Source organism: uncultured Luteimonas sp., assembly GCF_947492465.1.
Taxonomy (GTDB): domain Bacteria; phylum Pseudomonadota; class Gammaproteobacteria; order Xanthomonadales; family Xanthomonadaceae; genus Luteimonas.
Map to the genome: position 1 here is coordinate 665,022 of NZ_CANLNF010000001.1, position 20,041 is coordinate 685,062.

At 71.8% G+C, this 20,041-nt stretch carries 19 protein-coding genes; 2 read left to right on the top strand and 17 right to left on the bottom strand.

Annotated elements, in window-relative coordinates; all coding sequences use genetic code 11:
- Window positions 1–80 precede the first annotated feature (80 nt).
- The 14 genes from gspN to Q0863_RS03040 form a co-directional block, all read right to left on the bottom strand.
- Complete coding sequence (gene gspN, locus Q0863_RS02975) at window positions 81–779, bottom strand: type II secretion system protein N (protein ID WP_298574878.1); 699 nt, start codon at window positions 777–779, stop codon at window positions 81–83.
- Window positions 776–1,264, bottom strand: a complete 489-nt coding sequence (gene gspM, locus Q0863_RS02980; RefSeq protein WP_298574880.1) for a type II secretion system protein GspM — start codon at window positions 1,262–1,264, stop codon at window positions 776–778. Before gspM ends, gspN begins: the two co-directional genes overlap by 4 nt.
- Window positions 1,261–2,382, bottom strand: coding sequence for a type II secretion system protein GspL (gspL, locus tag Q0863_RS02985; RefSeq protein WP_298574882.1), 1,122 nt, complete (start codon window positions 2,380–2,382; stop codon window positions 1,261–1,263). Before gspL ends, gspM begins: the two co-directional genes overlap by 4 nt.
- Window positions 2,379–3,377: a type II secretion system minor pseudopilin GspK gene (gspK, locus tag Q0863_RS02990; protein ID WP_298574883.1), complete on the bottom strand. Its 999-nt coding sequence runs from the start codon at window positions 3,375–3,377 to the stop codon at window positions 2,379–2,381. Before gspK ends, gspL begins: the two co-directional genes overlap by 4 nt.
- A gap of 20 nt (window positions 3,378–3,397) precedes the next feature.
- Window positions 3,398–4,042 (bottom strand): type II secretion system minor pseudopilin GspJ, encoded by a 645-nt coding sequence (gspJ, locus tag Q0863_RS02995; RefSeq protein WP_298574885.1) that lies wholly within the window; start codon window positions 4,040–4,042, stop codon window positions 3,398–3,400.
- Window positions 4,039–4,437 (bottom strand): type II secretion system minor pseudopilin GspI, encoded by a 399-nt coding sequence (gspI, locus tag Q0863_RS03000; protein WP_298574887.1) that lies wholly within the window; start codon window positions 4,435–4,437, stop codon window positions 4,039–4,041. Before gspI ends, gspJ begins: the two co-directional genes overlap by 4 nt.
- Window positions 4,438–4,444: 7 nt before the next feature.
- A complete protein-coding gene (locus Q0863_RS03005; protein WP_298574889.1) occupies window positions 4,445–4,897 on the bottom strand; it encodes a GspH/FimT family pseudopilin in 453 nt (150 codons plus the stop codon).
- Window positions 4,898–4,906: 9 nt separating this feature from the next.
- On the bottom strand, window positions 4,907–5,353 hold the full coding sequence (gene gspG / locus Q0863_RS03010; RefSeq protein WP_298574891.1) for a type II secretion system major pseudopilin GspG: 447 nt from the start codon (window positions 5,351–5,353) through the stop codon (window positions 4,907–4,909).
- A gap of 13 nt (window positions 5,354–5,366) precedes the next feature.
- Window positions 5,367–6,572, bottom strand: coding sequence for a type II secretion system inner membrane protein GspF (gene gspF / locus Q0863_RS03015; protein ID WP_298574893.1), 1,206 nt, complete (start codon window positions 6,570–6,572; stop codon window positions 5,367–5,369).
- On the bottom strand, window positions 6,559–8,046 hold the full coding sequence (gene gspE / locus Q0863_RS03020; RefSeq protein WP_298574896.1) for a type II secretion system ATPase GspE: 1,488 nt from the start codon (window positions 8,044–8,046) through the stop codon (window positions 6,559–6,561). Before gspE ends, gspF begins: the two co-directional genes overlap by 14 nt.
- The gene (gspD, locus tag Q0863_RS03025) at window positions 8,043–10,079 is read right to left on the bottom strand and encodes a type II secretion system secretin GspD (protein WP_345780512.1); all 2,037 of its coding nucleotides are present in this window, start codon (window positions 10,077–10,079) and stop codon (window positions 8,043–8,045) included. Before gspD ends, gspE begins: the two co-directional genes overlap by 4 nt.
- A gap of 35 nt (window positions 10,080–10,114) precedes the next feature.
- A complete protein-coding gene (locus Q0863_RS03030; RefSeq protein ID WP_298574898.1) occupies window positions 10,115–10,942 on the bottom strand; it encodes a type II secretion system protein N in 828 nt (275 codons plus the stop codon).
- Between the two features lie 437 nt (window positions 10,943–11,379).
- On the bottom strand, window positions 11,380–14,076 hold the full coding sequence (locus tag Q0863_RS03035) for a TonB-dependent receptor (RefSeq protein WP_298574901.1): 2,697 nt from the start codon (window positions 14,074–14,076) through the stop codon (window positions 11,380–11,382).
- A gap of 91 nt (window positions 14,077–14,167) precedes the next feature.
- The gene (locus Q0863_RS03040) at window positions 14,168–15,634 is read right to left on the bottom strand and encodes a hypothetical protein (RefSeq protein ID WP_298574903.1); all 1,467 of its coding nucleotides are present in this window, start codon (window positions 15,632–15,634) and stop codon (window positions 14,168–14,170) included.
- Between the two features lie 352 nt (window positions 15,635–15,986).
- On the opposite strand from Q0863_RS03040, the gene Q0863_RS03045 reads away from it, so the two are divergent.
- Together Q0863_RS03045 and Q0863_RS03050 are read left to right on the top strand one after the other, a co-directional pair.
- The gene (locus tag Q0863_RS03045) at window positions 15,987–16,748 is read left to right on the top strand and encodes a 2OG-Fe(II) oxygenase (protein ID WP_345780513.1); all 762 of its coding nucleotides are present in this window, start codon (window positions 15,987–15,989) and stop codon (window positions 16,746–16,748) included.
- A gap of 136 nt (window positions 16,749–16,884) precedes the next feature.
- Window positions 16,885–17,574: a TonB family protein gene (locus Q0863_RS03050; protein WP_298574907.1), complete on the top strand. Its 690-nt coding sequence runs from the start codon at window positions 16,885–16,887 to the stop codon at window positions 17,572–17,574.
- A 486-nt stretch (window positions 17,575–18,060) separates the two neighbouring features.
- Here Q0863_RS03050 and nth read toward each other — a convergent pair whose 3' ends face one another.
- The 3 genes from nth to Q0863_RS03065 are packed head-to-tail and all read right to left on the bottom strand — an operon-like array spanning window position 18,061 to window position 19,905.
- Window positions 18,061–18,744, bottom strand: coding sequence for an endonuclease III (gene nth / locus Q0863_RS03055; RefSeq protein WP_298574909.1), 684 nt, complete (start codon window positions 18,742–18,744; stop codon window positions 18,061–18,063).
- A complete protein-coding gene (locus Q0863_RS03060; protein WP_298574911.1) occupies window positions 18,741–19,112 on the bottom strand; it encodes a hypothetical protein in 372 nt (123 codons plus the stop codon). Before Q0863_RS03060 ends, nth begins: the two co-directional genes overlap by 4 nt.
- Before the next feature lie 10 nt (window positions 19,113–19,122).
- The gene (locus tag Q0863_RS03065) at window positions 19,123–19,905 is read right to left on the bottom strand and encodes an enoyl-CoA hydratase-related protein (RefSeq protein WP_298574913.1); all 783 of its coding nucleotides are present in this window, start codon (window positions 19,903–19,905) and stop codon (window positions 19,123–19,125) included.
- Window positions 19,906–20,041 lie beyond the last annotated feature (136 nt).

Below are 20,041 nucleotides of genomic sequence, written 5' to 3' on the forward strand. Positions count from 1 at the left end.
GACGCACCTCCGGGCGCGGCCGGCGGTTCGCGGCGCGGGCCTCGCCGCCCGCCGGCATCGTGCAGGCGGCAGGCGCCCGCTCAGTCGCCGAAGCTGCCGGAGTCGACGCGGCTGAAGCCGCCCGGCGCCTGCTGGAAGCCGGCGGCGAGCAGCGACGCGCGCAGCGCGGGATCGTCGCTGCGCGCAAGCGACTGCAGGCGATAGCGTCCGTCGCTGTCGACCTCGAAGCTCGCTTCCACCTGCAAGGCGCCGCTCGCCTGCTCGGGCACGAGGGCGAGCACGCCCTTGCGCCCTGCGCATTCGGGACTCCCCGCGAGGATCACCGCTGGCAGGGCCTCGTCGGCGACGGCCAGTTCCACCCGCACGCGACCGCCGGCTTCGCGGCAGCCTTCGTCGTCGAACAGCAGGCCGGCGTTCTCCAGCGATGCGCGCAGCGACAGTCCTGACGGGGCCGGGAGCGGCACCACCCCGCTGGCGCGTTCGATGCCTCGCAGGCGTCCGCTGTGCAGGAAGAGCGCCGCGTCCTGCCCTTGCAGCCACAGTTGCCGGCGCCCGGCCAGCAGCGGCAGTGGCGACAGTCCCAGTCGCACATCTCCCAGCGGTGCCGACTGCCAGCGGGCCTGCCGCAGGCGTCCGCGCCACAGGTGGCCATCGACGCCGGTGGCGGCAAGTGCGGATGGCAGCGACAGCCGTGGCAGCACCAGTTGCAGGGGCACGAACAGCAGCAGGCCCGAGGCCAGCGCAGCCACGAACCACAGGCCCAGGCGACGCCTGCTCATGGCGCCGCTCCGGCGAAGCCGACCTCGGCGCGCAGCCGGCCATCGACGGGTTCCACCCGCAGCGACGACGGCGCCAGGCCACCGCCTGCCAGTTCGCCCAGCCAGCCGAACAGCGCCGGCGAGGCCACCCGCTCGAAGTCGAGCACGAAGCTGCCATCGGCCGCGGTGCGCTGGCGGCTGGGCGCCAGGCCGGCAACGCGCGCACTGTCCAGCACGTGGCGCTGCAGCGCCTCGCCTCGGGGCGTCGCCCTGAGGCGGCGGCCGGTGCCGGTCGCGAGTGTCGCCGCCTCTGCCCGGGCGGCCTGCAACGTGGCGACCGCGCGGTCGTAGCGTTCGCCGGCGGCGTCGCCAAGGACGCGCAGCGGCCACAGCAGGCCGTACCACCAGGCGAAGGCCGCGAGCATGGCGCCCATCACGGCCAGCATCGCGCGTTCACGTGGCGCCCGGGCGTGCCACCAGGCGAAGAATCGGGGGGCGGGGGTCATGCGTCCGGCTCCAGGGAGATGGCGGTGCGCAGGCCGCCGGGCGCGTCGCGGCTGCCGCCCTCGACCAGTCGCCAGCCCTCGCCGGCGAGGGCGGCGCGCACCGCTTCAAGGTCATCGGCGCCGGGATGGGCGAGGATCGCCCGCAGGCGGTCGCCGCGCTGGTATTCGAGTTCGACCAGGTGCAGCCCGGGCCGCGCAGCGACCGCGGCGAACAGCGCGCCGGTGGCGGCGGCGAAGGCGCGCGGTTCACGTGCGGCCTGCAACCGCTGCTGGAGCGGAGCGGCCTGCTCCGCCTGCGCGGCGCCTGCGACCGGAAGCGCATCCGCGATCACGGCGGCGGCCCGCGCTTCCAGTGCGCGCGCCGCCAGCCCCAGCCGCAGCGCCTGCGCCGCGACCAGCAGCAGCGGCGAGGCCAGCAGCACGATCCCCAGCCACGCCAGCCGTCGCCGGCTGGCCGGCCGCGCGCGTTTGGAATCTGGCAGGAATTCGCCCTGCAACAGGTCGACCACGGGCTGCCGGGCGGCGGCGGCGCAGCGTTCCAGGTCGCCCTCGAGCGGCGCGCGTGGGCGATCTCCGAGCACCTGCGCCGCCAGCGGCGGTTCGGCGACGAAGGCCAGGCCATCGCCGCGCACCAGCCAGCGATCGCTCGCATCGAGTACGTGCACGACGCCGGGGTCGTCGGGAAGCGGCAGCAGCAACTGTTCAGGGACCGCGGCGTCGACCACCAGGCCGAAGGCCGCGGCGCGCTCGAGCCACGCGCGCAAGCAGCCCGCATCGACCGCGGCCACCGTGCGCAGGTGATCCGCACCGGCAGCCGCAGTCGCAGTCGCACCGTCGAGCGCCACGTGCGGCTGCTCGACGCGCGCCAGCCGCGCGGCCAGCAGGGTGCGGGCGGCGGCCTGTGCCTGCGCCGCGCTGTGCGCGGGCAGTTCGAGGCGGTCGATGCGCACCGCCGTGCCCGGCACCACCAGCACGGTGCGCGTCGCGTCTGGACGCGGGGGCGCCGGCGTCCCCGGCGGAAGGACGATGCGTGCCAGCACGCCGCCGTTCCCGTCGAGGTCGAGCAGCGTGGCCGCTGCGGTGTCGTCGGCCGGGAGCAGGAGGATGCGGTGGCTCATTCGTCGTGTGTCCATCGCCGTGCGACCAGGCGCACGTCACCAGTGGAATCGCTGTCCAGCAGCGCGCTCAGGATGACCTCGGCGCCTTCGTATTCGACTTCCGTACGCAGCGCGAAGTAGCGCGTCCGCAGCCGCAACTGCTGCAGCACGTGATCGGGCAGGGGCACGGCAACCGCCCGGGAGAATGCGGCGAGATCGGTCCAGCCGCCGGCAGGCCGGCTCGCGATCACCCGCCGTGCGGCGGCCAGGTCGAACGCGTTGTCGCCGAGCATCGCCAGCATCGGCGCGTCTTCCGGCTCGAGCGTGTTGACGTTGAGCGGCGAGAGCGCGTTGTCCGGCTGCGCGCAGACGTGCGGCCGCAGGCGCGCGTAGGCGGCGGCGTCGTGGCCGGCGATCGCGCGCAGTTCGCTCGCTTCCGCCAGCAACACGCCGGAGGTGCGATAGCCCGGATCGCGACTGGCATATCGGGCATCCTCCGCGCCGTCCGGCGAGGGCAACTGGTCGCTGTCGATCCAGTCGACCAGCGCGCTGGCCATCGCATCGGCCTGCACGGGCGTGAATTCCAGCGCACGCAGGAGCGCCACGTACTGGTGCACGCCTGCCTCCCGCCGCGACCACTGGCCGACGGCGCCCTCGACCACGCTGTTGAGGTTGAAGCAGGCGCTCGCGTCGTCCAGGCGGACGCGCATCACGCCGCCGTCGATCGGGAACACGAACGGGCGGCTGTTCCAGCCACCGTCGAGCGTGGTGCGTCCGTCGCCGCGGTCGAGCTGGCGGATCCGCGCGCGAGCCAGCTCTTCGCTGCCCAGTGCATACCACTGTGCCTGGGTCATGGCCTGCGCGTTGCCGGTGCGACGCAGGCCGAAGCGGATGTCGTCGAGCACGCCGACCAGCAGCACGCTCATCACCGCCACCAGCAGCAGCACGGTCAGCAGCGCGGCGCCGGCCTGCGTCCACAGCGCGCCGCGGGGCGGTCGCGCGCGGGCGATGCGCATGCCGGGAGTGTCTCCGCCGCTCACCGCGTGGCCCCCGGCAGGAGGAAGCGCTGGCGCACGCGACCGATCGCCTCCAGGTCCAGCTCCAGTTCCACGGCTTCCGGCAGCGCCGTTGCGCCGCCCTGCCAGCCGTCGTTCCAGGCACCCCGTTCGAGGTAGGCCACGCGCGCGCGGGTGACGCCGTCGAGCAGCACACGTGCGGGTGGTGGCGTGGCGCCGTCGACCGCTGCGCGCGCGCTGCGCTCCAGGCGGCCGTCGACGATGCGGTATTCGACGTATTCCAGCGATGCGCGCGCGGCGGCCTCGGGGTTCTCGCGGCCGCGGCGCACGAACGCGAACAGCGGCCCGGATTCGCCGGGGCGGCCGCCGACGAATGCGTCGCGACTGCTGCTGCCGTCGGCGCGACGTACCAGGCGTACGGCCGCCTGCGACAGGTCGGTGCGGAGCAGGGCGCGCGCGCGCTGGAACTCGCCCAGCCGCGCCATGCGTTCGCGCAGGATCTGCTGGCTGTCGGCGGCGTAGGCCATCACGGCGACGCCCGCGGCGGCGACCAGGCCGAACAGCGCCAGCGCGACCATGACCTCGAGCAGGGTGAAGCCGCCGCCGTGTGCGTGCGGCGCGGCCGCCCGGCGGTCGAGGCGGGCACGGCGGCGCGCCGGGATCATCGGGGCACGCTCCGGAACAGCGCGACCTCGGCCGCCACGCGCGTTTCCCCCGGCGGCGACACCCGGATGTCCACGCGCAGCAGGGACGGATCGGCGGTGGGGACGACCGCGCGTGTCCAGTGCCACTCGCGGCCTCCTGCTTGCTCGCTGCCGCCGGTGGCGTCGCCGAGCGCATGCACGTCCAGGACCGCGGCTTCGACCGCGATGTTGTCGGCGACGACCGCAGCCAGCATGCGCTCCTCGATCGCCATCGCGGTGCGCGTGCTCTCGCCAGCGAGGTTCAGCAGCCCGAGCACGGCGAGCGCGAACACGGCCAGCGCCACCAGCATCTCGATCAGCGTGAAGCCGGCAGGTCGGCGGCGGGCGCGCCTGCGGACGCCACGGTGCTCGGCCATTCCCCGGTCAGCGCACGGGCGCATCGATCGCCACCCTGCCGCCGCCATCGACCGACACGCGCGCACTGCGCCCCTCGCGCAGCAGCACCAGCGTCGCGGGCTCCGTCGCCCCGGTCGGATCGAAACGGAACGCCAGCCGTGCGTCGCTGCGGGGCAGCCGCGGCCTGGTGCCGGCCTGCCACTCGATGCTGGCGAAGTCGCGGCCGTCCAGCGGCTGCCATCCCTCGAAGCGCCGGCGGGAGAAGCCGTAGCCGGACGCCGTCACCGCGACTTCCACCGTGCGCATCCCCAGGATCGACTCGTCGCGCGCGTGGGCCAGGCGCGCGGCGAAGACTTCCGCTTCCCTCGCCAGCACGTCGTCGCCGGACGGCAGGGTCAGCGCGACCGTGGCGCCGGCCAGGCCGATGACGGCCAGCGCCACCATCAGCTCGACCAGGGTGAATCCGCGCGTGCGGCGCATCGCCGGAGCTCAGCGCCAGTTGCCGATGTCGGCGTCGTCGCCGTCGCCGCCCTCGGCGCCGTCGGCACCGAAGGAGTAGACGTCGAAGCCGCCGCTGCGGCCGGGCTGGCGGTACTGGTAGGCGTTGCCCCACGGATCCTCCGGCAGGCGGCGGATGTAGCCGCCCTTGCGGTAGCGCTCCGGGCGCGCGAGGCCGGACGGCGCCTCGAGGAGTGCGTCGAGACCCTGCGCGGTGGCCGGGTAGGCCAGGTTGTCGAGGCGGTAGGTCTCCAGCGCCTGCTCCAGCACGGCGATGTCGGCGCGGGCCTTCTCGACCATGGCGCGGTCCTGGCTGGGCATGACGTTGATCATCACCACCGTCGACAGCAGGCCGATGATGACGATCGCCACCATCAGCTCGACCAGGGTGAAGCCGGCGGCGTCGCGGCGGGGGAACGAGCGGGGGTTGCGGTGCATGGGCGACTCCGGGTCATCCGGCCACGAGGGCGTTGAACTGCAGGATGGGCAGCAGGATGGCGAGCACGATCACCGCCACCATCGCGCCCAGCACGATGATGATCAGGGGTTCGAGCAGGCTCATCGCCGCGGTGGTGAAGGTGTTGAACTCGCGTTCGAGGTAGTCGGCGGCGCGGTCGAGCATCGGTGCCAGCCGGCCGCTGTCCTCGCCGCTGGTGGCCATATACAGCAGCGTCGGCGGGAAGACCGCAGCGCGCTTCATCGCGCTCGACAGGCTGCCGCCCTCGCGGATCACCCCGACCATCGTCTCCGTGGCCTCGCGCAGGACCGTGTTGCCGACCGTGCGTGCGGTGATCGCCAGGCCTTCGATCAGGGGCAGGCCGCTGTCGGACATCGTGGCCAGGGTGCGTGCCATGCGCGCGGCGTGCACGTCGCGCAGCAGGCGGCCGAGCAGCGGCAATCGCAGCAGTGCCGCGTCGACGCCGCGGCGCACGCCCGGCCGATGCAGCAGGCGCTTGGCGGCGAACGCGGCCGCGGCCAGCAGCGCCAGCACCGGCAGCCACCAGGTCGCCAGCGCCTCGGACACGCCAATGACGATGCGGGTCAGCAGCGGCAGTTCGCGCCCCATCGACTCGAACTGTTCGACCACCTTCGGCACCACGAACATCATCAGGGCGATCACCACCAGCACCGCGGTGCCGGCCAGCGCGGCCGGGTACACCAGCGCGGAGACCAGCTTGGCGCGGACCTGCTGGTCGCGTTCGTGCAGGTCGGCCAGGCGCTCGAGGATCGCCGGCAGCGCGCCGGTGCCTTCGCCGGCCGCCACCATGGCGCGGTACAGCGGCGGGAACGCGCGCGGCTCGCAGGCCATGGCGTCGGACAGGCGGAAGCCCTCGACCAGGCGCGCGTGGATCGCCATCACCACGCGCCGCACCGGCGCGCGCTCGGACTGGCTCCCGATGGTGCGCAGCGCTTCCTCCAGCGGCGCCACCGCCACCAGCGTGGCGAGCTGGCGGGTGAGCAGGGTCAGGTCCTTGGCGCCGAAGCGGCCGCGGCCGCGCGAGGCCTGTCCGGAGCGGGCGGTCGCAGGCTCGACCCTTACCGGCAGCAGCCTGCGGCCCTGCAGCAGGCGTCGCGCGTCCGCCGCGTTGCCGGCATCGAGCACGCCCTCGCGGCTGCGCCCGTGGACATCGAGCGCAGAATACTCAAACGCCGCCATGGTCCTGCAGCTCCTGGCGGGTGATGCGCATGGCTTCCTCGAGCGTGGTCTGCCCGCGCAGCACGGCCGCGCGCGCGGCATCGCCGAGGCGGCCACGGCGCGCGAACGCTGCCTCGGCCAGCGCGTCCTCGTCCGCGCCGGCGCCGATCAGCTGGCGCATCCGCTCGTCCACTTCCAGCGCCTCGTGGATGCCCATGCGGCCGGCATAGCCGGTGTGGTTGCACAGCGCGCAGCCTGTGGCGCGGTACAGCGAGGCGCCCGCGGCGCCCTCGCCGAGCAGCGCGATCGCGGCCGGATCGGCGGCCATCGGCTGGCGGCAACCCGTGCACAGCCGCCGCAGCAGGCGTTGCGCCAGCACCAGGCGCAGGCTCGACGCCAGCAGGAACGGTTCGATGCCCATGTCGCGCAACCTCGTCACCGCGCCGGGGGCGTCGTTGGTGTGCACGGTCGACAGCACCAGGTGGCCGGTGAGGCTGGCCTGGACCGCGATCTGCGCGGTTTCCGGATCGCGTACCTCGCCGACCATCACCACGTCCGGATCCTGGCGCAGGATCGCCCGCAGGCCGGCGGCGAAGCTCATGCCCACGCGCGCGTTGACCTGGGTCTGGCCGACCCCGTCGATGGCGTACTCGACCGGATCCTCGACGGTGAGGATGTTGCGCCGGCCATCGTTGAGCGAGGCCAGCGCGGCGTACAGGGTTGTCGTCTTGCCGGCACCGGTGGGGCCGGTGACCAGGACGATGCCGTTGGGCACCCGCAACGCGCGCCGCAGCGCATCGAGCACGTCCGGCTGCATGCCCAGGGCCTCGAGCGTCAGCGTGCCTTGGTCCTTGTCGAGGATGCGCAGCACCACGCGTTCGCCACCGCGCGCGGGCAGTGTCGACACGCGCACGTCGAGCGCCTTGTTGCCCATCGAGACGCCGATGCGGCCATCCTGCGGCAGCCGCTTCTCGGCGATGTCCAGGCGCGCCATCACCTTGACCCGCGAGACCAGCAGCGGCGCGATGCGTCCGGGAAGGCGCAGCGCCTCGCGCATCACGCCGTCCACGCGCATGCGCACCACCAGCGCCGAATCGAACGGTTCGATGTGGACGTCAGAGGCGCCGATACGCGCGGCTTCCGCGATCAGGCCGTTGATCAGGCGGATGACCGGCGCGTCGTCGCGGGCATCGAGCAGGTCGGCGGTGGCGGGGATGTCGCTGGCCAGCGCGTCGAGATCGCCGGCGAGGTCCAGCTCGCTCGCGCCGCCGGCCAGTGTCGCGTCGGCATAGAGTTCGGACAGGCGACGGTCGAACACCGCGCGCGGCAGCACCTCCACGTCGAGCTCGACGCCGAGGCTGCGCCGCGCCTCCAGCAGCGCGACCGGATCCGCATCCTCGCGCAATCCGACGCGCGCCCGTGCGCCGAGCGCCAGCAGCACCACGCCCTGGTGCCTGGCGAAGGCGTAGGCGAAGGCGGGCAGGGGCGCGCTCATCGTGTCGCGCCGCTGCCGGTCGCTGCCGGCGCGGGGAAGATGGCCTGCGGCACCGTTGGGCTGCCTGCCGGGGCACGCACGGGGGGCGCCGGTGGCGTGGTGCGCAGGTAGCTGCGCACCAGTTCGTCCAGCGCGTTCTCGCGCTCGCCCATCACCGGAAGCTGGCTGCGCATGTAGCCGTAGCGATCGGCGCTCATGGCCTGGGCGTCCGCGGCGCTGCGCACGATGGTGGGACGGATGAACACCATCAGGTTGGTCTTGTCGCGCGATCGCGACCGGTGACGGAACAGGTGGCCGACGATCGGGATGTCGCCGAGCAGCGGCACCTTGGAGACGGTGTTGCGGTCGTTCTGGTCCAGCAGGCCGCCGAGGGCGACGATCTCGCCGTCGTCCACGAGGACCCGGGTCTCGACCTCGCGCTTGTTGAGCACCAGTTCGGCGAAGTCGTCGCTGACCGGCCCGGCGATCGACGACACTTCCTGGCGCAGGGTCAGGGTGATGCCGCCGCCGGCGTTGATCTGCGGCGTCACCTCGAGCTGGATGCCGACGTCCTGGCGCTGGATGGTGCGGAACGGATTGCTGTTGCTGTCGCCGAGCACCTCGCCGGTGGTGGTGGGCACCTCCTGGCCGACCAGGAGCCGCGCTTCCTCGTTGTCCAGGGTCAGGATCGAGGGCGTGGACAGCAGGTTGGACGCCGTGTCGCTGTTCACCGCATCGATGATCAGGCCGAAGGTCGCGTTGTCGTTGCTGCCGGCGATGCCGGCAAGCGCACCGTTGATGCCCAGCAGCGACTGCATCGCCGCGCGGCGGGCGAGCCCCAGCGCGCTGTCCGCGTCGGCCTCTTCGCCATTGCGCCGCTGCTGTTCGGCGTACCAGGCGCCGGCCAGCGGCATGATGCCGGTGCCGGCGCCCGGATGCTGGGTGGCGAGGAAGGGGATGTTGCTGCCTTCCTTGCCTGCGACCAGCAGCTGCGCACCGAGGCGACGCGCGGCGTTGTCGGAGATCTCGACCACGATCGCTTCGACCAGCACCTGTTCGCGCCGGGTGTCGAGCTGGGTGATCACGTCCACCAGCAGGCGCTGGGTCTCGGGATCTGCGTTGATGATCAGCGAGTTCGAGCCGGGATAGCGGACGATGGTCGGCCGCTTGCCGGGCACGGCGGTGATCAGCTGCGCGGCCGCGGCATCGGGGGCGACCGCGCTCGCGGCGACCGTGCCCGCGCCGTCGTCGCCGTCGGGTGACTGCCCGACCAGTTGCTGCAGCACCGGCAGCAGCTGCTCGGCGCTGGCGTGCTGCAGCCGCACCACGCGCACTCCGCCGGTGCGCTCGGCGCGACGGTCGAGTTCGAGGATGGTCTGCACGACGCGCTGCACCGCCGTGGGCGCCCCGCGGACCACGATCGAGTTGCTGCCCTCCACCGGCTGGATCGAGAGCTGGCCGCCGCGGCCTTCGCCGCCACCGAACAGCTGGTTGACGGTGGCCGCGACCTCGCGCGCCGAACTGTTGCGCAGGGTGACCGTGTCGATGCCCGCGGTGTCGCTGTCGATCTGCGACACCAGGCCGCGGATGCGGCGGAGGTTGTCGGCGTAGTCGGCGATCAGCAGCGCGTTGCCCTGTGGCGTCGGCACCACGACGCCACCGCGGCCCACCAGCGGCTTGAGCGTCTCGGCGGCGACGCGCGCGTCGACGCTCGACAGCGGCAGCACCTGGGTCGTGAAGCCGGAGCCGCCGAGGCCGCCGCCGGGCAGCTGCGCGGCAGAGGTGTCGGGCACGACGCGGTAGGCGCCGGGGCCGGCCGGCACGGCCACCAGTGCGTTGGCGCGCAGCACCGCCAGCAGCACGCCCAGCAGCTCGGCCTCGTCCATCGCCACGTCGCGGGTGATGTTGACGCTGCCCTGGACGGACTGGTCGATGATGAAGGTGGTGCCGGTGGCGCGGGCGACGTCCTGGATGAAGGCGCGGATGTCGGCATCGCGCGCCGTCACCCCGGCGCCGGCCTGGGCGAAGGCGAAGGGCGCTGGCTGCAGCAGCAGGGCGAACGCGAGTGCGGCGGAGAGGAATCGCTGGTTCACGGTGTGGTTGCCTGCAGGGTCGCGGTCCGGACCTGGCCGTCGCGCCGGTAGGTGAGGGTGATGGTGGCGGCGCCGGCGAGGCTGTCGCCGAGTTCCGCGTAGCGCTCGGGAGTCAGTTCCTGGCCGTTGACCGACAGCAGCACGTCGCCCGCCTGCAGGCCGGCCTGGCGCAGCACTGCGCCGTCGCCGCGCGGGACCACGGTGTAGCCGGAGACACGGCCACCGGATTCGACCGGCGTCAGCCCGGTCTGGGCAAGCAGGCGGGCCGGATCGATCGGCGCGGTCGCCGTGCCGGACGGAGTTGGCGGTGGCGGGAGATCCGCGCCTTGCGGTGGCGCTGCGACGGAGCGGGTTCCCGGGTTCCCCTGCGCGGGGAAGGAGAGCCGGCTGCGGCGTCCGCCTGCGTTCAGGACCGCGTGATCGGCGTGCACCTCGGCCAGGACCACGCCCGGTGCGACCTCGTCGCCCACGGAATGGGAACGCTGCGGGCCCCCTTCGCCGGCGATGATGGCGCTGCCGCCCGCGCGGTCGGTACGCAGTGCGAACAGGCGCAGGCCGGAGGCATCGGCGGTGGCCGCCATCGTGCCGCTGCCCGGATGGAAGGCATCGATGACGAGACGGTCGGGACGCGATGCGGCCGCACCGGCATCCACGGATGGCGTCGTTCCGAGGGCGACAGGCGGCAACAACAGCCAGGCCAGCCGGGCCGTCTGGAACGCCAGCAGCACCACGATCGCGACTTCCGCGGCGCGGACCAGCGTGTCCGCGCCGCCAAGCCTGGCCAGCACTGCATGCGGATCACGGGGGAAGGGGAATGCGGGCACGTGTCGGGCGTCATGGCGCGGGTGCGGCGCCGTTGCGACAGCATGCGAAAGTTTTGTTGCAGCAGAATTTCAGTTGACACATTTGTGTCGGACTGCTGCAAAGCGGATGCGAATTCCCGCTGCTTTGCGGCGTTACGGTTGTTCGCTTCCCGCCCAGCGAGGTGTCGCACGACGCGTGTTGACGTCAGGGGGCGACCGTAGGGAGGTCGCTCCGTGGCGTGGACGACCGGGGGTTCATCCCTCGACTGCGGACGTCGTAGGCGCGGCAAGGCCGGAGGGCGCTTGCGTGGCCCAGGGATGACCTCGGGCCGGACCTCTTTCCCGGACGGGCGATGCGACACCGGAGTCCCTGTTCGGGGCGAACCCCCGTACGGTGCGCGCAGCTGGCGCAGCTTCCGCCTCCCCCACCCGCTGCGGCGGGAGGGGGAGGCGGTCCCTCAGAACTCGGTCGACAGGCTCACCGAGTAGGACACGCCGGGCTCGTAGCGCCGGATGTGGACCTGCTGGCCGGCGCGTTCCTGGTATTCGTGGAACTCGGTGTCCAGGAGGTTGCGGGCGGCAAAACCGATCGTCACCGGACGCTCGCCGAAGCGCATGGTCTTGCGCAGCACGAAGTCCAGGGTTGCGCCGGGTTCTTCCATGTAGTCCGGCTGTCCCGGACGTCCGCGCGCGGAGACGCGCTCGCTGACGTAGTTGGCGATCAGCGTGGCCTGCAGGCCCTGGCCCTCGTTCTCGACCCCCAGCTGGAGATTGGCGATGTGCTCGGACTGGCCCTGCAGCACGCTGCCGTCGCGCACGAACAGGCGCGCATCCACCGGAGTGGCGAAGCCGTACGGCTGTACCGTGTCGTCGTCGTCCGCGTTCACCTCGGACCGGGTCCAGGTGTAGTTGCTGGCCAGGTACAGACGGTTGCCCGCCCACCAGTCGGCGCCGATGTCGGTGTCGAAGTACTTCTTGAACTCCAGCTCGGCGCCGTAGACCGTGGCCTCGGGTGCGTTGAGGAAGCTCTGGAAGGTGGTGCCGCCGGCGAAATTGACGTTCGATTCGATCGGCTTGTCGATCAGCTTGTAGAACAGTCCCGCGGTGAAGTATTCGCCCGAGCCGAAGAACCATTCGTAGCGCGCGTCGAAGTTGGTCAACTCGCTGTCGACCAGCCACGGGTTGCCGGTGAACAGGCGGTCGCTGTCGGGATCGGTGTACTGCTGCGGCGCCATTTCGCGAAACTGCGGACGTGCGATCGTCTGCGAGGCGCCCAGGCGCAACTGCCGGTTCTCGGCGAGGTTCCAGGTCAGGGTGAGCGCGGGCAGGAAATAGTCGTTGCGCAGCGGTGCAGGACCCGGCTGGCGGACACCGGTGAAGATGTCGTACGGATGCACGGCCTGGGTCGCCTCCTCGTAACGCACGCCCAGCGTGGCACGGAGGTTCGGTCCGATCTCGCCCTCCAGCTGTGCGTAGGCGCCGAGCACCTTGAGCGTGGCGTCGTAAGCCGCAGCGCCGAAGCTGCCCGTGGTCTCGCGCACGCGGAGCAGGTCCTGGCTCAGGTTGTAGTCGGAGAACAGGAAATCAGGACGCTGGTAGCGGTTGTAGAACGGCAGCGGGCCGTCGAGCGCAAGGAACCTGAACTCGCGCGACCATGCGCCGCGGTCGTTGTCCATGTACGAGGCGCCGGTGCTGAGCGTGAGGTCGCGCTCGATGGGCAGGCGCCAGGTGATGTCGACGCCGCCGCTGGCGACCTCGTCCTCGACCGCGCTGAAGCGGGTGTAGTTCTGCACGCGGGAGGCGTCGTGCGACCAGTAGCCGTCGACGTTCTCGTAGCGGATCCCCTTCTCGTAGGGCACGTCACGCGTGGCGCGGGCCACGGCGGCGCGCCACTCGATCTTCAGGTCGTCGTACTCACCGAACGCATGCGAACCGCTGAGCTGGTGGTTGAGCATCTCGCGCTCGAACCATTCGGTGTAGTCGTCGCGCACCCCGAACCCGGCCAGGTTGTCGACGCCGGAACGGCTGCGCGCTTCCTTGATCGTGTCGTGCACGTACAGGGTGTTCAGGCCGATCCGGTGGCGGCCCCACTCGTAGCCGATTCCCAGCAGGGCGTTGGTCCGCGCATTGTTCTGGGTGGAGAGGAACTCGTAGTCCGAGTCGTATTCCAGCACGTCGCCGACGAAGAAGCCCTGCTCCTGGTCGCCGAACTGGGTGCGCCATTCGTTCTCGAAACCGGCGACCGCGATCACGCCCATGCGCGCGTCGTCGCCCATCCCGGCCGAGTAGCCTGCGCTGAAGCCGACGTTGGCGTCCGGATCGATGCTGTTCTTTTCCTGCAGCAGGTTGAGGTTGGCGTTCTGGAAGCTGCGTCCGATCCGGCGGATGTCCTCGCGGCTGAAGTTGCCGAGGTCGACCCGCCGGCCGGTGGCGATGGCATCCTGCAGCTCGCGCGGCATCTTGCGCGTGCCGTCGTCGTAGCCCGACCAGTCGTCTTCGGAGCCGTAGTAGGTCAGGCCCTTCTCGCCGGTGGTCGCACTGTTGCCGCCGCCGCCCACGCTGAGCTTGAAGAACGGCTCGTCGGGGATGGTCAGCGACTGCAGGTCGACGACGCCGCCGCCGAACTCGCCCGGGTACTTCACCGAATAGGTCTTCTGCACGGTCATGCCCTGCAGGACCTCGGCCGGGAACAGGTCCAGCGGCACCACGCGCTGCATCGGTTCCGGACTCGGCAGCGGCGAGCCGTTGAGCAGCGCCGAGGAGTAGCGTTCGCCCAGGCCGCGGACGTAGACGAACTTGTCGCCCACGATGCTCACTCCGGACACGCGCTGCAGCGCCGCAGCCGCGTCGTCGTCGCCGGTGCGCTCGAAGTCCTCGCGGGTGATGAATGAGGCGACCTCCGCCGTCTGCAGCATCGGCTCGGGGATGTACTCGCCGCGCACTTCCACCGCATCGAGCTGCGCCGGCTGGGCGGCGGCCTGCTGGGCGGCAGAGGCGGGCGCGGCCTGCGCGATGGTGGCGTAGACGATGGTCGCCTGCGGCGGGACGCTGGCGTGCCCGCCCGGCGACTCGGGTTGCTGGGCCCACGCGCCTTGGCAGGTGAGGAGGGCGGTGATCGCGACGGACAGGCCGCTGCGTGTCGGATAGCGTGTCATGGTTGGACCTTCGGCTGCGGGGGCGATGCGGGGCTTCATGCAGGAAGGGGCGGCCGCGATGGCCGCCCCCCGTTGCGAGGCGTCAGCCCGCTCAGCAGGGCGTGTCGGCCGACAGGCCGCAGGTCCAGCCCTGCCACCAGGTGTCGGAGGCGTTGCGCACGCCGCCGATGTAGTCCACCTGCTGGAAGAAGCTGTCGACGCCCACGAGACCCTGGAAGGCCGCGACCGCGGTTTCGTTGGCGCCGTTGACGAACACGTTGGCGAGCGTCGAGGTGCCGGTCGAGTTGCCGGTGCCGGCCTCGAAGGCAGCCTGTGCGCGCTGGTCCGCGAACGCGGTCGGGCAGGAGAAGAACACCGAGCCGAACGTGCCGGTGGTGTTTTCGTCGGAGATGCTCAGGCACTGGGTGCCCGCGTCCGTGCCGCCGGCCGTGCGCGTGACCACCGTGTTGTAGAACTCGGCCTGGGTGCCCTGGTTGAGGGTGATCGCGGCGCCGCCGCCGGCGCGGCCGACGTAGGTGAAGTTGGCGACCTTGGGGTTGGAGTACGGCTCGCGGCGGATGGACGACCACTCGTTCATGCGGTCGCCGCCACCGGCGCGCTGGATGACGACACCGAACTGCAGCGCGCCCTCCCAGCCGGTGTCGGTGTCGAGGCTGTCGTCGTCGGCGCCGGTGACCACGATGTAGCGGCCGTTGACCGTGCCACCGAAGAACTCGATGCCGTCGTCGGAGCTGTTGTGCACCTGCACGTACTCGAACAGGGTGCCGTCGCCGACGCCGCCCAGGGTGATGCCGTTGAGTTCGTTGTTGGCGGTGACCTCGAAGCCCGAATGCTTCACCCGCAGGTACTTCACCACGCCGGAGTTGTCGCGTGGCGCGTTGCCGCCGTAGAAGCCGTCGGTACCTTCGATCTGCTCCTGGCACTGCGGGGTGCCGGAGACGGTTTCACCCGGGCAGGCGTTGATCGGCGCGCGGCCGAGCAGCACCAGGCCACCCCACAGGCCGATCGAGTCCTGGCCGGTTTCGCCCTCGATGTCGGCGCGCGCGGTGAGCGTGATCGGGTTGTCGGCCGTGCCTTCGGCGTAGATCTGCGAACCGCGGTTGATGACCAGCAGGTCGGCGCCGGCGGAGCCGTACAGGGTCACGCCCGGCTCGATCGTGAGGATGCCCTGCTGGGCGCCGGCCACCGGCGCATTCGCGTCGCCGCCACGGTCGTCGCCGACGGCGACGCGGCCGCTGATCGCGTAGACCGTGCCGTCGCGCTGCGGGATCACGAAGTTGCCGACCACGCGCTCGGGCAGGCGGCAGGCACGCAGGCTGCCGTCGGCCACGGTGCCGATGTTGGCAAAACCCTCGGGGCAGTCGGCTGCCGGACCGTCGCTCGGCGGCGGCGGGGGCGGCGGCGTGGTCGGCGGCGGCGGAGGAGGCGTGGTGGGCGGCGGCGGGAAGGCGCCTTCGCCAGGCGACGCGACGCGATCGGCGCCGCCACCGCAGGCGGTGAGGGCGAGCACCGCGCCGAACGTCATGAGCAGGGCCTTGGAACTGTGGCGCATGGACATCTGTGGGTCTCCGGAAGGAATGGACTGCAGACGCAGCAGTGGAACCGCGGCCCCAGTTCCGTCGCACGGGACGGCACCGCTGCGTTCCGGTGAATCGGGCGTGAAGATAGGTCCGTTCGGTGACAGCTTTCTTGCAGCCATGCGACGGCTTGTCGCAGACCGTCATGCGCGCGCCGGATTGCAGGTGTGCGACGCGTGTCATCGCGCTGTCATGTTGTGCGGGCCTGCTTGCGCGATGGACGTACAGAAGAGTGATCGGAACGACGATGCGCTGCGGATCGACGCGGCGGCGCTGCAGTGGGTGCTGGGCCAAGTGCAGTCCGGTGCCTCGCCCGGGGACGTCGTGGCCGCGATGGTCGGGCGCGGCTGGGAGGAGGACGATGCGGTCGCCGCACTCGAACAGGCGATGCGCGCCCATCTGGCCGAACACGCCCGCAGCCACGACCTGCCGCCGCCGGAGAAGGTCCCGTGTCCGGTGGAGATGAACGGCCCGTCGCTGATCGACGCCGGCGACCGCCAGGTCGTGGTGCTGGCCAACATGCTGCACCCGCGGGTGGTGGTGTTCGGCAACGTGCTGTCGGAGGAGGAGTGCGACGCGCTGGTCGCCATGGGTCGCGAACGGCTGCGGCCCTCGTCGGTGTTCAATCCCGATAGCGGGGCGGACGAGCCGCACGAGGCGCGCACCAGCCAGGGCACGTTCTTCCGCAGGGGCGAGAACGCGCTATGCGGGCGGATCGAGCAGCGCCTGGCGAGCCTGGTGGACTGGCCGCTGGAAAACGGCGAGGGGCTGCAGCTGCTGCGCTACGGCCCCGGCGCGCAGTACAGGCCGCATTACGACTACTTCGACCCCGGGCGCCCGGGCGCTCACGTCGCGCTGTCGCGCGGCGGTCAGCGCGTGGCGTCGATCGTGATGTACCTCAACACCCCGGCGCGCGGCGGCGCCACGACGTTCCCGGATGCGCGCTTCGAAGTGGCGGCGGTGAAGGGCAATGCGGTGTTCTTCGCCTACGATCGCCCGCACCCGATGACCGCGAGCCTGCACGGCGGCGCGCCGGTGATGGAAGGCGAAAAATGGGTCGCCACCAAGTGGCTCCGGGTCGGCCGACACCTCTAGCGACCGTCTGTCGCCAAAACGCTACCGCTCATCAAGCGCGGCAGCGTTTGTCATCATGGTGTAACCCACTGGGGCTGCGCGCGTAGTGTGATCCCCGCATCGCCTACTGCAGCGCCGTGTGCGCGGGAGACACACCATGCGGACCACCATTGCCCTGATTCTGTCGCTCGCCCTGCCTGTCGCGGCTGCCGCGTCGGGTCCGGCGGAGTCGACCCAGCATGTCTACACCTTCGCCGTCGACCTCGGTGCGGATGGACGCCTGGACCGTCTCGAACCCTATGGCACGGCGTCCGGTACAGCGGGTGACGCGCTGGCGGCCGAGATCCGCGACTGGGTGTTCGCGCCCGACGCCAGCGCGCGCGACGGCGAGAACACGCGGACCTATCTCAGGGTGGTGGTCGACGAACCCGCGCTGGGCGGGCACCGCGTGGTGTCGGCCACCACCGGACCGGCGCTCGCGACGATGACCGCACCGCAGTACCCGATGCGCGACCAGCTCGCCGGCAAGGAGGGCATGGTGGTGCTGAGACTGCAGGTGTCCGCCGACGGCAGCGTGCGCGATGCCGATATCCACGCCGCGACCGGCGGCGTGACCCGCGCGATGGCGGGTGCGGCGGCCACGGCATCGCGCCAGTGGCGGTTCGCGCCCGAGCAGGTCGCCGGCCAGCCGGTCGCTTCCACGCTGCTGTGGCCGGTGTGCTACCTCGGTCCGCAATCGGCACCATCGACCTGCAACTGGACCGGTCCGGACGACCAGCGCTTCTCGAGCAAGACCGTGTTGCCGCTCGATCCCAAGGTCACGGTCTCCTACGCGGCCGCGGACTGAGCCGTCGGCGACGTCCGGCCCGCCTGGCGGGAGGCGGTGCCTGGTCGATGAGGCGCAGGGCCTTGCGATGTGCACGCCCAAGCCTGCAGGCGTCGCGGGTGTCGATGGATGAAGGCCTGGGAAAAACCCGGGCCCTTTTCTCTATCCCGGCTCAAGGGACCCCCGGTCCGCGGCGACCGGTCGGACAATGGGCCTTGGCGGGCGACCGTCCGCGCGGCATGTCAAAGATGCCTGGCGTGCATCCCGGGCCTCCGCCGGTCGCGCATGACCCTGGCATGGCCGCGCGCGGCACGCTGCGTCAAGGTCGGGCTCGGCCTGCGACTATGTGTTGCAGAAGGATCTGAAGCAGGCCACCACGATCATCGCTTCGTTCGCCTGGCCTGCCGCCAACCGCGACGCGCGCGTGCCGCGCAAGCCGCCACCGAGCGCGGAGAAGAATGATCCGCTGGCGGACCGTCCGGGTCCACGCGGACCCGCGAGCCGCCGTCATGCCGGCGGCGTCTTGTCCCTGAAGCGGCACAGGTCGCGGATCACGCAGTGCGGGCAGTCTGGCTTGCGCGCCTTGCAGACATAGCGGCCGTGCAGGATCAGCCAGTGGTGGGCGCCGAGCAGGAATTCCTGCGGCACCACCTTCATCAGTCCATCCTCCACGGCGCGCACGTCCTTGCCCGGCGCCAGGCCGGTGCGGTTGGCGACCCGGAAGATGTGGGTGTCCACGGCGATCGTGCCCTCGCCGAACATGGTGTTGAGCACCACGTTCGCGGTCTTGCGTCCCACGCCCGGCAATGCCTCCAGCGCCTCGCGGGTGCGCGGCACCTCGCCACCGTGCTGGTCGACCAGGATCCGGCACAGCGCCATCACGTTGCGCGCCTTCGCGTTGAACAGGCCGATGGTCGAGATGTGCTTGCGCAATGCTTCCTCACCCAGGTCGAGGATCGCCTGCGGCGTGTTGGCCACCGGATACAGCCGCCGCGTGGCCTTGTTCACGCCCACGTCGGTGGCCTGCGCCGACAGCACCACGGCCACCAGCAGCTCGAACGCGCTGCCGTATTCGAGCTCGGTGGTGGGCTCGGGATCGATCTCGGCCATGCGCGCGAACAGTTCGTGCACCTCGGCCTTCGACAGGCGGCTGCGCACGCGCGTGGTCCTGCGCGCGGCCGGCAGGGTCATGCGCCGCCGGCCCGCGCCCGGGCACGGGCCAGTGCGGCGGCGGCCGCCGGCGGTAGTGCCCGCGGCGTGCCGGCAGGTGCGGCGGTCGCGGGATTGCGCCGGGCCTCGCGCGCCTGCGCGCGCGTCGCCAGGCGCACCTCGCGGGCACGGTAGCGCTCGCGCGCGTCCCAGGCCTGGCGCAGGCGCAGGCGTACGTCCTGGATGAGCGCGCGCGCGACCAGATCCAGCGCGGGATCGTCGCGGAATTCCATCAGCCCGGCGTCGATGGCGGCATCGATGTCGCCGGCCTGCAGCAGGGCGGCCAGGTGCGCACCATCCACGGCAGCAGTGGGCGTACCGGTCGTGGCGGGAGCGGGCGTCGGGTCCATCTGCTCCGGCTCAGCGCCCGCGGAAGTCGGGCTTGCGCTTGTCGAGGAAGGCGGACGTGCCTTCGCGCATGTCGTCGGTGGAGAACACCAGGCCGAACTGCGCCGCTTCGTAGGCCAGGCCTTCCTCGATGCCGCATTCGCCGCCGGTGTTGACGCAGTCCAGGATGCCGCGCAGCGCCAGCGGCGCGGCCGCGGCCAGCTGCGTGGCCAGCGCCATCGTGGCCGCTTCCAGTTCGGCGGCCGGCACCACCCGGTTGACGATGCCCAGCTGCAGGGCGCGCGCGGCATCGACCGGCGCGCCCGCCAGGCACAGCTCCAGGGTCGCGGCGCGGCCGGCCAGGCGCAGCAGGCGCTGGGTGCCGCCGAAGCCCGGGATCAGGCCCAGGTTGATCTCGGGCTGGCCGACCTTGGCCGTCTCGCTCGCGATGCGCAGGTGGCAGCACATCGCCAGCTCCAGCCCACCGCCCAGGGCGAAACCGTTCACCATCGCGATCACCGGCTTGGGCAGGGTCTCCAGCCGCCGCATCATGCGCTGGCCGCGCAGGGCGAAGTCGCGGCCCTGGCTGGGCGTGAGGCCGGACATCTCGGAGATGTCGGCCCCGGCCACGAAGGCCTTCGGGCCCGCTCCGGTCAGCACGACCACGCGCACCGAGGGATCCTCGGCGGCCGCGTCGGCGGCTGCGTGCAGGGCGGCGATGGTCGCCGAATCCAGCGCGTTCAGGCGTTCCGGGCGGTGGAGGGTGATGACGCGGACAGCGCCGCGGTCGTCGATCAGCAGGGGAGAGTCGTTCATCGGGTCCGGCTACGTGAGGACGGCGGGCCGGCAGTGAACTTGTCGGGCCCGGGCGGGTCGGAGGGGAGGCGTCAGTGGCGGTTAAGCCCAGCGGCCGCTATCCTAGCGCGTCCACTGGGGGCGGTTCGACCGCCCC

What these genes read in the sequence shown, in the direction of transcription:
- gspN (WP_298574878.1), bottom strand. Translation starts at nt 779, where the DNA reads ATGAGCAGGCGTCGCCTGGGCCTGTGGTTCGTGGCTGCGCTGGCCTCG.
- gspM (WP_298574880.1), bottom strand. Translation starts at nt 1,264, where the DNA reads ATGACCCCCGCCCCCCGATTCTTCGCCTGGTGGCACGCCCGGGCGCCA.
- gspL (WP_298574882.1), bottom strand. Translation starts at nt 2,382, where the DNA reads ATGAGCCACCGCATCCTCCTGCTCCCGGCCGACGACACCGCAGCGGCC.
- gspK (WP_298574883.1), bottom strand. Translation starts at nt 3,377, where the DNA reads ATGCGCATCGCCCGCGCGCGACCGCCCCGCGGCGCGCTGTGGACGCAG.
- gspJ (WP_298574885.1), bottom strand. Translation starts at nt 4,042, where the DNA reads ATGATCCCGGCGCGCCGCCGTGCCCGCCTCGACCGCCGGGCGGCCGCG.
- gspI (WP_298574887.1), bottom strand. Translation starts at nt 4,437, where the DNA reads ATGGCCGAGCACCGTGGCGTCCGCAGGCGCGCCCGCCGCCGACCTGCC.
- Q0863_RS03005 (WP_298574889.1), bottom strand. Translation starts at nt 4,897, where the DNA reads ATGCGCCGCACGCGCGGATTCACCCTGGTCGAGCTGATGGTGGCGCTG.
- gspG (WP_298574891.1), bottom strand. Translation starts at nt 5,353, where the DNA reads ATGCACCGCAACCCCCGCTCGTTCCCCCGCCGCGACGCCGCCGGCTTC.
- gspF (WP_298574893.1), bottom strand. Translation starts at nt 6,572, where the DNA reads ATGGCGGCGTTTGAGTATTCTGCGCTCGATGTCCACGGGCGCAGCCGC.
- gspE (WP_298574896.1), bottom strand. Translation starts at nt 8,046, where the DNA reads ATGAGCGCGCCCCTGCCCGCCTTCGCCTACGCCTTCGCCAGGCACCAG.
- Q0863_RS03035 (WP_298574901.1), bottom strand. Translation starts at nt 14,076, where the DNA reads ATGACACGCTATCCGACACGCAGCGGCCTGTCCGTCGCGATCACCGCC.
- Q0863_RS03040 (WP_298574903.1), bottom strand. Translation starts at nt 15,634, where the DNA reads ATGTCCATGCGCCACAGTTCCAAGGCCCTGCTCATGACGTTCGGCGCG.
- Q0863_RS03045 (WP_345780513.1), top strand. Translation starts at nt 15,987, where the DNA reads ATGGTCGGGCGCGGCTGGGAGGAGGACGATGCGGTCGCCGCACTCGAA.
- Q0863_RS03050 (WP_298574907.1), top strand. Translation starts at nt 16,885, where the DNA reads ATGCGGACCACCATTGCCCTGATTCTGTCGCTCGCCCTGCCTGTCGCG.
- nth (WP_298574909.1), bottom strand. Translation starts at nt 18,744, where the DNA reads ATGACCCTGCCGGCCGCGCGCAGGACCACGCGCGTGCGCAGCCGCCTG.
- Q0863_RS03060 (WP_298574911.1), bottom strand. Translation starts at nt 19,112, where the DNA reads ATGGACCCGACGCCCGCTCCCGCCACGACCGGTACGCCCACTGCTGCC.
- Q0863_RS03065 (WP_298574913.1), bottom strand. Translation starts at nt 19,905, where the DNA reads ATGAACGACTCTCCCCTGCTGATCGACGACCGCGGCGCTGTCCGCGTC.